At 51.8% G+C, this 13,303-nt stretch carries 10 protein-coding genes and 1 pseudogene; 2 read left to right on the top strand and 9 right to left on the bottom strand.

Annotated features, from left to right (window positions below):
* Positions 1–20: 20 nt before the first annotated feature.
* The 6 genes and pseudogenes from NNO03_RS03510 to NNO03_RS03485 all read right to left on the bottom strand — a co-directional run bounded on the left by NNO03_RS03510 (position 21) and on the right by NNO03_RS03485 (position 6,636).
* Positions 21–794: an amino acid ABC transporter ATP-binding protein gene (locus tag NNO03_RS03510; RefSeq protein WP_137381829.1), complete on the bottom strand. Its 774-nt coding sequence runs from the start codon at positions 792–794 to the stop codon at positions 21–23.
* Positions 778–1,704: an amino acid ABC transporter permease gene (locus tag NNO03_RS03505; protein WP_271448825.1), complete on the bottom strand. Its 927-nt coding sequence runs from the start codon at positions 1,702–1,704 to the stop codon at positions 778–780. Before NNO03_RS03505 ends, NNO03_RS03510 begins: the two co-directional genes overlap by 17 nt.
* A gap of 9 nt (positions 1,705–1,713) precedes the next feature.
* Positions 1,714–2,223 (bottom strand): GNAT family N-acetyltransferase, encoded by a 510-nt coding sequence (locus tag NNO03_RS03500; protein WP_271448824.1) that lies wholly within the window; start codon positions 2,221–2,223, stop codon positions 1,714–1,716.
* A gap of 10 nt (positions 2,224–2,233) precedes the next feature.
* A pseudogene (locus NNO03_RS03495) lies at positions 2,234–4,492 on the bottom strand (NtaA/DmoA family FMN-dependent monooxygenase).
* A 24-nt stretch (positions 4,493–4,516) separates the two neighbouring features.
* On the bottom strand, positions 4,517–5,638 hold the full coding sequence (locus NNO03_RS03490) for an amidohydrolase (protein WP_271442325.1): 1,122 nt from the start codon (positions 5,636–5,638) through the stop codon (positions 4,517–4,519).
* On the bottom strand, positions 5,638–6,636 hold the full coding sequence (locus NNO03_RS03485; protein WP_271448823.1) for an MsnO8 family LLM class oxidoreductase: 999 nt from the start codon (positions 6,634–6,636) through the stop codon (positions 5,638–5,640). Before NNO03_RS03485 ends, NNO03_RS03490 begins: the two co-directional genes overlap by 1 nt.
* A gap of 531 nt (positions 6,637–7,167) precedes the next feature.
* Here NNO03_RS03485 and NNO03_RS03480 point away from each other — a divergent pair.
* Both NNO03_RS03480 and ansP read left to right on the top strand, forming a co-directional pair.
* Positions 7,168–8,709 carry a PAS domain-containing methyl-accepting chemotaxis protein gene (locus tag NNO03_RS03480; RefSeq protein WP_271448822.1) on the top strand — a complete coding sequence of 514 codons (1,542 nt, stop codon included), beginning with the start codon at positions 7,168–7,170 and terminating at the stop codon, positions 8,707–8,709.
* 278 nt (positions 8,710–8,987) lie between these two features.
* Entirely contained in the window at positions 8,988–10,430 is a 1,443-nt protein-coding gene (ansP, locus tag NNO03_RS03475; protein WP_121584666.1) for an L-asparagine permease, read from the top strand.
* A 44-nt stretch (positions 10,431–10,474) separates the two neighbouring features.
* On the opposite strand, the gene NNO03_RS03470 is transcribed toward ansP, so the two are convergent.
* The 3 genes from NNO03_RS03470 to NNO03_RS03460 form a co-directional block, all read right to left on the bottom strand.
* Entirely contained in the window at positions 10,475–10,696 is a 222-nt protein-coding gene (locus NNO03_RS03470) for a YgdI/YgdR family lipoprotein (protein WP_043016274.1), read from the bottom strand.
* 136 nt (positions 10,697–10,832) lie between these two features.
* Entirely contained in the window at positions 10,833–11,894 is a 1,062-nt protein-coding gene (locus tag NNO03_RS03465) for a YncE family protein (RefSeq protein WP_271448821.1), read from the bottom strand.
* Positions 11,895–12,208: 314 nt separating this feature from the next.
* On the bottom strand, positions 12,209–13,243 hold the full coding sequence (locus NNO03_RS03460) for an NADP-dependent oxidoreductase (protein ID WP_271441625.1): 1,035 nt from the start codon (positions 13,241–13,243) through the stop codon (positions 12,209–12,211).
* Positions 13,244–13,303 lie beyond the last annotated feature (60 nt).

The raw sequence follows: 13,303 nt of genomic DNA, 5'->3' as shown, positions 1-13,303 counted from the left end.
CAACGCCCTTTTCCGCGTATTTACAGAACCTTCGACAAAAACTGCTGCGTGCGCGTGTGGCGTGGATAATTTAGCACCTGTTCACTGCTACCCTGCTCGACGATTTTGCCGTCAACCATAAACACCACCTGATCGGCCACTTCCCGCGCAAACCCAATTTCATGCGTCACCACAACCAGCGTGGTTCCCGACTGCGCCAGTGACTTAATCACGTCCAGCACTTCGCCCACCAGTTCAGGATCGAGTGCGGACGTCGGCTCATCAAATAGCATCACGCGCGGATTTAACGCCAGCGCGCGGGCAATGGCGATACGTTGCTGCTGGCCTCCGGATAAATGCCGCGACCAGGCATCGGCTTTTTGCCGCAGTCCGACAGCATCCAACAAGGTAAATGCCCGCTCAATAGCCTCTTTGCGCGAAGCCAGTCCGTGTGCAACAGGCGCTTCAATCAGGTTTTCCAGCACCGTTAAATGCGGGAATAAGTTAAAGTTCTGAAATACGTAGCCCACATTGATACGCTGGCGCAGGATTTCCGCCTCTTTCAGCTCATACAATCGGTCTCCCTGAAGGCGGTAGCCAATATAATCACCGTCAATCTGAATAAACCCCTCATCGACACGCTCCAGATGATTAATCGCCCGTAATAGCGTTGATTTACCTGAACCGGAAGGCCCGAGAATAACCGTGACCGTACCGGGTGGGATCTCCAGCGATACGTTGTCCAGTGCCTTATGGCGACCAAAATATTTGCTGACGCCGGTAATGGAAATATGACCTTCAGGCGAGTGGGACATGGATAGCCTCCTGCTGTGGAGCCTGGCGGCGACGTTTAACCGTGCGACTCACCCTGGCGGTGTTAATAGCGGATCGTCTCTCACTGCGTGCCAGCGCGCGTTCAACCAGATGCTGAATTAATGACAACACGCTGGTGATCACCAGATACCACACGGCACCAACCATCAGCAGCGGAATCACTTCCTGGGTGCGGTTGTAGATCATCTGGATGGTGTAGAACAGTTCCGGCATGGCCAGCACATAAACCATCGCCGTTCCTTTTGCCAGGCTGATAATTTCATTGAACCCGGCGGGCAAAATAGTGCGCAATGCCTGTGGCAGGATAATACGCAGCGTGCGGCGCCAGGCAGGCAATCCCAGTGCGGCGGCCGCCTCATACTGACCATGATCAACCCCAAGAAATCCGCCGCGAATAATCTCAGCGGTATAAGCACTTTGCACCAGCGTCAGGCCAACAACCGCAGTGGAAAACTGTCCGAGGACATTGATAGTCTCAAAGCTGCCCCACTGGAGAGCAGTGAACGGTATGCCGATCGCCAGCGTGTCGTACAAATAGGAGAAGTTGTACAAAATGATCAACACCACAATCAGCGGGAGTGAGCGAAACAACCAGATGTATCCCCACGCCAGGCTGTTTAGTAGCCAGGATGATGAGAGTCTGGCCAGCGCCAGCAACCCACCAAATACCACGCTCAGTAATGTCCCAATGAGCGTCAACAGCAACGTTTTCCCAAGTCCAGACAAGATAACCGGGTCGAAGAACCAGCGAGCAAACACGCCCCATTCCCAGCGCGGATTAAACGCGACAGACTGAATAATCGCCGCCAGCACAAACAGGGCAATAATCGCCCCTACGGTGCGCATCGGGTAACGTGCCGGGACGACTTTGATGGTTGCAGTCGTTTTCATCTTCTCTCCTCAGGCAATTTTGGCCTGACCTGCGATAGTCAACAGTTTGGTGAAGCGCAGTCGTCCATCAAAAGGCGGCTGGCTGTACTCTTCTGGATTACGTGTGGTATCGAACTGAGGATCGTACCCCTGACTCAAATAAAGCCGGACAGCCTCTGGCTGGCGAAAGCCCGTGGTCAGGTAGATACGGCTATAGCCCGCCAGTAATGCCCGCCGCTCCAGTTCCTGCACCACGTGCGCTGCCAGCCCCTGCTTACGCAGGCTGCTTTTCGTCCAGATACGCTTAATTTCAGCGGTGTCTTTGTCATAGGGTTTGTAAGCCCCGGTGGCGATAATTTCGCCGTCGCGCTCCAGCACCACAAAAATCCCCTGTGGAGCCAGATACCATTCGGTTAGCTCTACTTCAGCATCACGAGAAAAATAATCGCCATAGCGGGCGGCATATTCACCAAACAGGCCGTTGAGGATCGGCTGTAGCTCAATGGCTTCGGGCGAGACAACGCGGAATTGATCGCTCACATTGACCTCCTTAGTCGCCTAAACCGGCAGGGTTAACTTCAGATTGCGGGATACGTTCTACCCCTTCCCCCCAGCGGTTCAGCACCTTGTCATAGTCACCATTGCCGATCACACCGTTGAGGGCAGTTTGCACCGGCAGCACCAGGCCACTGTCTTTTTTCAGCGTGACGGCAATATGTGCGGCTTTCGGCCATCCGCCATCGACGCTGCCCACCAATTGCGTTTTACCATTGAGCGCCGCTTTCCAGGCCCCAATGACATTCGGACCAAAGTAAGCATCTGCACGACCTGACTGTAGAGCCAGCGTCTGAGCAGCATCATCTTTGGTATACACTGGCGTAAACGGTTTTAATCCTTTCTTCAGATTCTCTTCGTTCCACGCCAACAGAATGGCCTCCTGATTCGTCCCTGAACCGACGATAATGCGCAGCCCGGCAATATCTTCCGCCTGTTCAATTTTCGTCAGCGTGCTGCCGGTTTTGACATAAAAACCCAGGGAGTCCTTACGATAAGTGGCAAAATCGAACTTCTCTTTCCGCGCTTTGGTCACGGTGATATTGCTGATCGCAGCATCGTATTTCCCGGACGCCACGCCCAGTGGCCAGTCTTCCCATGACGTGGGTACGACATTTAGCTCCAGCCCCAGGCTATCGGCAACCAGGCGAGCAATATCGGCCTCACTGCCGATGAGCGTTTTATTATCATCGGCAAATACAGTCAGCGGCGGCTGGCTCAGTCCGGCAATAGCGACCGTGAATTTACCCGGTACAGCCAGGTGCAGGTTAGCGGGTAACTGCGCAATCGCCTGTGGATTTTTAGCTGTATTAATCGGTGTTTTATTGGCTTCCAGGCTCACGCCGGTGCCGTTGATAGTGACGTCATTTGCCCAGACAGTCGCGCTGAAAGCCAGTGACAGCGCAAGAAGTAGTGATTTTTTCTGCATAGCGTTTTTCTCTTATTGTGTGAATTGATTTGCAGGTGTTGCCAGCCCCAGGCTTGCACGCAGCGTCGTGCCGGGATAGTCGTGGCGAAATAAACCGCGCGCCTGAAGCACGGGAATAACCTGTTCGACAAACCGTGGAAAGGTATCTGGCGTTCCCCCCTGAATGATGAAACCGTCGGCGGCTTTCTCCTCGAACCACTGCTGCAGACCATCAGCAACGTGTGCCGGTGTTCCACTAAAACGTGGTCGTGGACTGGCAGCTTCCAGCGCCACCTGACGCAGGGTTAATCCCCGCTCCCGCGCATTGCGCTTGATCTCGTCAGTGGTACTACGAAAACTGTTTTCCCCGAGGGTGCCAAGATCCGGGAACGGTGCGTCCAGCGGGTACTGGCTAAAATCGTGATGTTCAAAATAGCGTCCCAGGTAATTCAGCGCGTCGGTGATCGACACCAGTGCTGCGGTCGCCTGATACTGTTGCTCTACGTCAGCATCACTGTCGCCAACAATAATGCTGACGCCCTGGAAAATATGCAGTTCATCGGCATGACGTCCGACTGCTTCAAGCTGATTTTTTACATCCTGATAAAATGCTTTGGCTTCAGACAGCGATTCCTGATGGGTGAAAATAGCGTCCGCATGCTGCGCCGCCAATTTTTTCCCATCTTGTGATGCGCCTGCCTGAAATATAATCGGGCGACCTTGTGGGGTACGGCCAATATTTAGTGGCCCTGCCACCTGGAAATAATCACCATGATGGTTCAGGGTATGTAATTTCTGCGGATGAAAGAACTCGCCACTTGTTTTATTGCGGACAAACGCATCGTCTTCCCAGGAATCCCACAGACCTTTCACTACCCGTAAATATTCATCGGCAATGCGATAACGTTGCGCGTGCTCAGGATGCTGGGCACGGGAATAGTTTTTAGCAGAACCTTCCAGTGGGGATGTCACCACATTCCATCCGGCCCTGCCCTGGCTAAGATGATCCAGACTGGCAAACTGTCGTGCGGTAGTAAACGGCTCACTATAAGAGGTAGAAACCGTGCCCACCAGGCCAAGATGACGGGTAACGCTTGCCAGTGCAGATAATACCGTCAGCGGCTCAAAACGATTTAAAAAATGTGGAATAGACTTTTCATTAATATACAGGCCGTCAGCGACAAAAATAAAATCCAGTTTCCCTTTCTCCGCAATATGTGCAGTCTCTTTTACAAAATCAAAATTAATACTGGCATCAGCACGCGCTGCCGGATGACGCCATGCTGACATATTCCCGGAAGCACCATGCAAAATAGTGCCCAGACGTAGTTGCCGATTTTCAGCCATAGTACCCCCTACCCAACAGGTAAATTAAAGGTGTGCGAATGCCGTTTTTGCTAAATGTGCAAAGTAGTGTGCGGCAGGTTCAATTAACCGTTCATCCGGATTAAACCCCGGATGATGTAATCCGTATTCACTGGCACTACCGATGCTAACAAACGCCCCAGGCGTATTTTGCAAATAAACGGCAAAATCCTCCCCGCCCATATGCAGGTCGGCATGATGCGTCGTGTAACCGGATTGTCTGGCGACTTTGGTCGCAATATCGGCCCAGTGCGCGTCATTGACCAGGGCCGTGGGCCCGGCGTGCCAGATAACATCGATCTGTGCGCCAAAGGCGTGGGCAAACCCCGCGGCAATATCACTGACGCGTGATTTGACCTGTTGTTGCACCTCTGCGCGATGTGTCCGGAGCGTCCCTTCCAGCTCAACGGATTCCGGTAGTACGTTCCATGTATTTCCCCCCTGAATTCGGGTGACGCTAAGCACCACCGAATCCAGCGTATTGACCTCACGGCTGGCGACGCTTTGTAAAACCGTCACCAATTGACTGGCGAGCAGGATGGCATCTTTTCCCTCGTGCGGACGTGCCGCATGCGCGCCTTTTCCGGTAATACGCAACACAAAGCGATCCACATTGGCGTAAAACGCCCCACCTCGGGTGGCAAAATCGCCTACCGCCAACCCGGGCTCGTTGTGCATGCCAAAAATCGCGGCCACATTTTGCAGGGCTCCGGCACGGATCAGCGTTTTAGCTCCACCGAAGCTTTCTTCTGCTGGCTGAAACAAAATACGCACGCGCCCCGGTAGCGTGTTTTCCTCCTGCTTAAGCAACAGTGCGGCGCCGAGCATCACGCTGGTGTGAATATCATGTCCGCAGGCATGCATCACCCCCGGTGTGACGGAGCGAAACGGCACATCGGTATTTTCTTCGATCGGTAAAGCATCGATATCCGCCCGCAGAGCGATGACATTTTCTCCCTGACCGATTTCGGCAACGACACCCGTTTTCAGATTGAACGGCAATAGTGTGACATCTGCAGCATGCAACCAGTCACGAATACGCGCGGTTGTCGCGACTTCCTGGAGGGACAGCTCCGGGTGCTGATGTAGCTCGCGACGCCAATCGATAAGCTGTGAGGCTAATGACATCAGACAACCTCCATCGTACTGTGGGCCTGTGCCAACAGGCGTAGCGATGTCAGGCGTGCATGACCTTCAGCCACCGGCGTATCGATAATGAACTCATCAATACCGTATTGCGCCTGCAATGAACGCAGTGTTGCCACCACCTCCTGGGCGCTCCCCTGCAGTAGCGCCTGCTCACGCCGGGCAATTGTTCGCGGTGCGCTGCCCGCCTGCGCGGCGAAAGCCAGCGCCTGCTCTTCACTGGCGACGGTGACGCGTTGTCCGTCCTCCAACTCGACACCCCAGATTTGTACCTCTTCCGCCAGTTGCGCAGCTATATCACTGCTGTCAGCCACAATAACCTGCACGGCGACAATCGTTGGACGTGAACTGTTGGCCTGCCAGAAGCTCAGCACCTTATGCAATAATGCTTTGTCGCCGTTCAGGTGCGCCGCGAAAATAAAGTTCCAGTCGGACTCTGCCGCCAGGCGTGCACTTTCTACGCTCGCGCCCAGCACAAATCTTTGCGGCGGCGCAGGCGGGAGCGGTGTCGGGAATACTGTCTGCCCGCTTTCTGTCCCGGTCAGCGCCAGCCAGGCGTTCAGTTGAGTAAGCTGGTCGGCAAAACTGCCTTTTTCTTCCTGATGCAGACCCAACTGCAGTGCCTGTGTTGACAGCGGTAAGCCGCCTGGTGCTTTCCCAACCCCAAGATCGACACGTCCCGGTGCCAGTGAGGCCAGAAGATTAAAGTTTTCCGCTACTTTGTAGGGGCTATAGTGTTGCAGCATGACGCCACCGGAACCCACGCGAATGCGCTGGGTTTGTCCCAGTATCCAGGCGATCACCAGTTCCGGTGATGGGCTGGCAAGCTGCGGCGTATTGTGATGCTCAGCTATCCAAAAACGATGATATCCCCACTCTTCTGCCCGTTGTGCCAGGCGCAGCGTGCGGGCCAGCGCGGTTGCGGCAGTTTCACCTTCCCCGATGGGGCTTTTATCCAGAATACTCAGGCGATATGACATGTTGCAGGCCTATATTTGTTAACATGTCAGTATTATTAAATTATCAAATAACCATATAGAAACATTTAATTCACATTTGCTCAGCTAAAAAACAGATAACCAACCCCGCAGCGATCAGGGATAACGTTCATACCAACAGGAGTCAAACTTCCGGTTTTTAACGCGGCACTATGCAGAAAAAATGGCTTGTATTTGCATACTACAAAATATAATAGGTTTTTTATTGATACCGGAAACACGGCAACATCCTTTTCCGTTTGATTTATTTTTACACACGCGTTCAGCAATGAATTTACTTTAAGTCAGTCTAAATATCTGTCTGTGTTATGCGCTTGTATTGATTGTTTCATTTTTATGAAAAAGACATTAGTTCCACGCATTAATTTTTTTATTTTAAATACTTTCACAGAACTGATGATTAGTAGAGAATGCAGCGTTTCTTATTAAAATGGTTTAAAACAGCTTTTTAATATCCCCTGGCACTATTACGGGGATCTTTGTATGAATTATACATACCATCATGGGGCCTTTATGAAAAGTAACATGCCCGTTACACAAATTGAGCACACACTTAACGGCAAAGCGACGCTGCTATCGACAACAGATAAAGAGAGTCATATTACCTATGCAAACTCCGCGTTTATCGATGCCAGTGGTTTTAACGAAAGCCAATTAATGGGTGAACCGCATAATATTATTCGCCATCCGGATATGCCGCCAGCCGCGTTTGCTGACATGTGGTACACGTTGCAGCAGGGTGACAGCTGGACGGGAATGGTGAAAAACCGGCGTCAAAACGGCGACCACTACTGGGTACGCGCCAACGTCACGCCCGTTTGGCACAATGAAAAGTTAACGGGCTACATCTCAGTGCGTACTGTTCCTTCGCGAGACGAAATATCTCAGAGTGCGCAACTGTATGAAAAAATAAATAATCAACAACTTAGCGGCTTCCGTCTTTTTAAGGGTATTATCATTCGCCGTGGCATATTGGCATGGACTTCAATGTTTAAATGGTTGAGCATTAGTCAACGCGTCAATTATGCTTTGGGAGTCGTTGCCCTGCTCTCTTTGTTATTAATCTTCGTCCCTGTAAACCACTTTATTCAATCCGGCGGGTTACTGGCGTTATTTCTGTTATTCGCTATTTACCTTAAGTGCCAAATTTGTCAGCCAGTTAATACACTATTGACTCAAATGAAGAAAGTCGTATCCGGACGAAAACCCGATAACTGCCATTTAAATCGCGTAGATGAAATTGGCATGTTAATGCGACTGGTTAATCAGTCCGGACTTAATCTAAATTCACTGGTTGATGACGTCAGTACGCAAATATCCGGCATTCGGGCCATCAGCCAACGCGTTTCAAAAGAAGGTATCGCGTTACATACACGTTCTGAAGAAACATCCGCAGACCTTCAGCAAACCGCTGCCGCCATCGAAGAAATTGGTAGTGCAGTGCAGCAAACTGCAGAAACGGCGGCTCACACCATGACGATGGCCGATAAAACCAGCACCAATGCCGCTGAAGGCGGCGATATTATGAAACAAACTATCGCCATGATGCAGGCGATCTCTCGTGATAATGGTCAGATTGTCGACATCATTGGCGTAATTGATAGCATCGCCTTCCAGACAAATATTCTGGCGCTCAACGCGGCTGTTGAAGCGGCGCGAGCCGGAGAGTCCGGGCGCGGTTTTGCCGTCGTGGCCGCGGAGGTGCGCAATCTTGCGCAACACTCTGCATCAGCGGCAAAAGAGATCAAACAGCTTATTGAGAAGAACGTCGCTAACGTCAATACCGGCGTAAAAATGGTTGAACAGACGGAGACGCATCTCACCGGGATGATCAGCGATGTGTTACAGATGTCGATGATGATTAAAGACATTAGTCTGGCAACGCGGGAGCAAACTCAGGCGCTGGATCTGATTAATGATTCCATTTCGCGTGTCGGTACCATGACACACAATAATGCCGAGATGGTGGAGCGTGTCACTGACGCGACTGCCGATTTAACGCAGCGCTCATCGCGATTGCAACAGGCCGTACAGGTCTTTGGCGTGTCGGCGTAAAGCAAACAGCGCTCATTCTGCTGACGATCAGGATGAGCGCCTTCTTTCACATCGCCCACCGCCTCTATTTTTACTGAATCGAGTCCACATCCCGTCAATTCAGGCCGCAGAAAAAAACCACTTCCCCTGTGTCCAGGCTTTGCGTCACTTATCAATTGAATGTAGGATGCTCGGCCGACAGTTTTCCCGCGGTAACACAATGAAGGGTAACGCTGTTTTCGCCGCAACTGCTGCGGCAAAAAGGATTTTGTAAATTAGTCAGGTTAACAGGAAACGTAATGAACACACACAACACGCAAGCCGCGGAACAACACGCGGCGAAACGACGCTGGTTGAATGCTCACGAAGAGGGGTATCACAAAGCGATGGGGAACCGGCAGGTACAAATGATCGCCATTGGCGGTGCTATTGGTACCGGGTTATTTTTAGGGGCTGGCGCACGTTTACAAATGGCCGGACCCGCTTTAGCACTGGTCTATCTGGTCTGCGGTATTTTTTCATTCTTCATTCTGCGGGCACTCGGTGAACTGGTTTTACACCGCCCTTCCAGCGGCAGCTTTGTCTCTTATGCCCGCGAATTTTTAGGTGAGAAAGCAGCCTATGTAGCTGGCTGGATGTACTTCATCAACTGGGCGATGACCGGAATCGTGGATATCACGGCCGTAGCCTTGTATATGCACTACTGGGGCGCATTTGGTGATGTACCGCAATGGGTGTTTGCCCTCGGCGCGTTGGCCATTGTCGGCACCATGAACATGATCGGCGTAAAGTGGTTTGCGGAGATGGAGTTCTGGTTTGCACTGGTCAAAGTGCTGGCTATCGTTATCTTCCTGGTCGTCGGGACTGTTTTTTTGGGCACGGGAAAACCGCTGGATGGTAACGCCACGGGCTTTCATTTGATCACCGATAATGGTGGTTTTTTCCCGCATGGCCTGCTGCCAGCGCTGGTACTGGTCCAGGGTGTCGTCTTTGCATTTGCCTCCATTGAACTGGTAGGCACAGCGGCTGGTGAGTGCAAAGATCCGCAGACGATGGTACCAAAAGCGATTAACAGCGTTATCTGGCGAATTGGCCTGTTCTATGTGGGTTCAGTGGTGTTGCTGGTCATGCTGCTGCCGTGGAATGCCTATCAGGCAGGTCAAAGCCCGTTTGTTACCTTCTTTTCCAAACTCGGCGTTCCCTATATTGGCAGTATTATGAATATCGTGGTGCTTACCGCTGCGCTTTCCAGCCTCAACTCGGGGTTGTACTGCACTGGTCGTATTTTGCGCTCAATGTCGATGGGCGGTTCCGCGCCAAAATTTATGGCCAAAATGAGCCGTCAACACGTACCTTATGCCGGGATACTTGCCACGCTTGTCGTGTACGTCGTTGGGGTTTTTCTCAACTACCTGGTGCCCTCGCAGGTGTTCGAGATCGTGCTTAACTTTGCCTCACTGGGCATCATTGCATCGTGGGCATTCATTATGGTGTGCCAGATGCGTCTGCGTCGGGCCATTAAAGATGGCAAAGCGGCAGACGTTCACTTCAAACTGCCTGGTGCGCCGTTTACGTCCTGGCTGACACTGTTGTTTTTACTGGCTGTGCTGGTGCTGATGGCGTTTGACTATCCGAATGGGACCTACACTATCGCCTCATTACCGCTGATTGCCATTCTGCTGGTCGCTGGCTGGTTTGGTGTACGTAAACGCGTCGCGGAAATCCACCGTACCGCGCCGTAACGCTTTAAGGTAGGTCAGATTTCTGACCTACCCATTTGAGCGACTTAGTTTGCTTCAATTAGCTGAGCAACATCATTGCTGTTAATTTCCCGCGCATTCCCGTCCTGATCGGTATAGCTGGTCATTCCCGTATCTTTATCCAGTTTTGGTTTGCCCTGGGTGGTAATAGTTTGTCCGCTTTTCGTCGTCATGACGTAATCGGTGGTACAGCCAGCCAGCGTAAACAGCATTACGCCCGCACAAAGACAGATTAATGGCTTTTTCATGGTATTCCTGTGTTATTCAGTTAGCCGTTGAGGGCGTAGTGTAAGTCTCTGAAGTTTGTCAGGCTACCGATGGGGTGTAACGAGGCGTATCGTGGGGTATAGAGAAATGACAGGAGGGGTTGCCCCCTCCGAATAATTACAGGGCGATACGAATAACATCGTCCGGTTGAGTCGCTTCCTGCTCGCGTGTGGATTTCTGTTTCACACTCACGTACAGGGTTTTGCCATCGGCAGAGAGCGCCAGGCTGTTTGGGAACGTCGGGGTATCGAAGGTTTTAACCACTTTATAGCTTTTCGCATCGATCACGCTGACTTTACCGGCCTGACGGTGGGTTACATAGGCTTCATTGCGTGTCGGGTTGAACAGTACGGCCAGAGATTCCGGTGCGGCAACTTTTGCCAGCACATTGCCGTTACGGGTATCGATAACCAGCACTTCCGCCGCTTTGGAGTCAGTGACAAACGCACGATGACCGGCCGTATCCAGGCTCAGGTTAATGAAGAAGTGCTCTTTGCCATCGTCCAGCAGTTTTTTGCGGCTGAGAATTTTGTTGGTGGTGGTATCGATGGTAATGAATTCGCCATCGGCATTGGCGGTATACAGGCGTTTAGCCTTGCTGTCGACGGCCAGTGCGGTGCTCATTTTTCCGGTATTTTGAATCGTGTCCTGAAGCTTAACCGTCTCACCATCCACGACCCAAATCACGCTCTCCTTACCAATTCCGCTGATGTATACCTTGTTGGTGGCGTCATCGGCGACCAGTTCACGAGGCTGCAGCGGACGGACATCTTCAGAACGTTTACGCGCATCCAGTACCAGACGCCCTTTCACCTCACCGGTTTTCGCATCAATCGCCGTCACCGCGCTATTCACGGTATTACCAAACCACAGCGTTTGCGTCGCGTTATTGATGGTCGCGCCAAACGGTTTGAGATCGTTATGAATAACCTGAGTCACTTCAAGCGTCACCGGATCAAGACGGTAAACTATCCCACCTTTATCCAGCTTACGACTCTGCGAGGTGGCCAGCCACAGTGCGTTTTCCTGCTGGCTGTACGCCATTTCGTAGGCGCCTTTACCTACGCCTTTGCGCAGCAGTTCTTCCGCAGCCTGCGTGCTAAATGATGATGCAACGAGCAGTGAACCTAACAGTAAAGAACCACGCAGGCGCGGTGAAAACAGATGACGTAAAGACATGACGACTCCCTTTGATAAATTCAGTTGTTACTGCTTCACATAGCTTCAATGAGCAAAATCATGGTTTTGCCTTTTTAAGAATGAGAATAGTAATCATTATTTATCGCAAAGTGGAGTGTTTATTCACTTTCGGTGAAAACCTTCTTATTTTCTCCATGAATACTCGCTTGCGGCGAAATCAGTGTTACAACAGATTGACTCTATACCCCGTGCCGGATGGCGGCGTTGACGCCAAATCCGGCCTACATTTGAGTACTGTGTAGGCCAGATAAGCGAAGTGCCATCAGGCTGTTACCGCCTTTAACCCCTTCGTATCACTCTTCAGCAAGACGAATCACGACCTTGCCAAAGTTTTTACCGGTCAGCAGACCAATAAAGGTCTCCGGTGCATTTTCCAGCCCCTCAGTGACTTGCTCACGATAGTGGATCTTGCCTTCCTGAACCCAGCGCCCCATTTCTCGCTGAAATTCATGAATGCGGTGACCATAATCCTGACCAATGATAAAGCCCTGCAAGCGGATACGTTTTTTCAGTAACGTGGCCATAAGCAGCGGTAAACGGTCTGGGCCCGCCGGCAGTGATGTGGCGTTATAACCGCTCACCAGGCCACACAGCGGAATACGCGCGGAGGTGTTAAGTAACGGCAAAACGGCGTCAAAAACTTTGCCGCCGACGTTTTCATAATAGATATCGATACCCTGCGGACAGGCTTGTGCCAGTTGGCGTGCGAAATCGGGGGCATGGTGATCGAGACAAATATCAAAGCCCAACACGTCGGTAGCATGGCGGCATTTCTCAGCCCCACCTGCCACACCAACGACCCGACAGCCCTTCAGCTTGCCGATCTGGCCCACGGTTGCGCCAACAGGTCCGGTTGCCGCAGCAACAACCAGTGTCTCACCGGCTTTGGGCTGGCCAATATCCAGCAGCCCCATATACGCCGTAAAACCCGGCATCCCCAGCAGACCAAGCGCCCAGGAAGGATGCTCAGGGTGATCGCCTAACTTTACCAAATCAGAACCATTAGAGATGGCGAAGTCCTGCCAGCCGCTATAGCTCAGCACCCATTCACCGGGTTTAAAATCCGAATGATTCGATGCCACGACCCGACTGACCGTGCCACCCACCATCACGGCACCAATCTCAACCGGAGGCGAATAAGACGGCTCGTCGCTCATACGTCCACGCATATAGGGATCGAGTGAGAGGTAGACGTTACGCAGTAGTACCTCTCCGTCACCGGGCGTCGCGATGGCCTCTTCTTCAAGACGGAAGTTACCGGGCACCGGTGCGCCATGCGGGCGTGACGCCAGAACCCAGCGACGATTGCGTTGCATTTGTTGACCCATTGATGTTCTCCTCTGCTTTTGGCATGAATCCATCAATAGTAGACGCGCTATCTCTGTGAT

This window comes from Citrobacter sp. Igbk 16, from assembly GCF_028069755.1.
In the GTDB taxonomy this organism is placed as follows: Bacteria; Pseudomonadota; Gammaproteobacteria; order Enterobacterales; family Enterobacteriaceae; genus Citrobacter.
The sequence above is the reverse complement of the archived record's forward strand: the minus strand, read 5'-3'. Positions and strand labels throughout refer to the sequence as shown.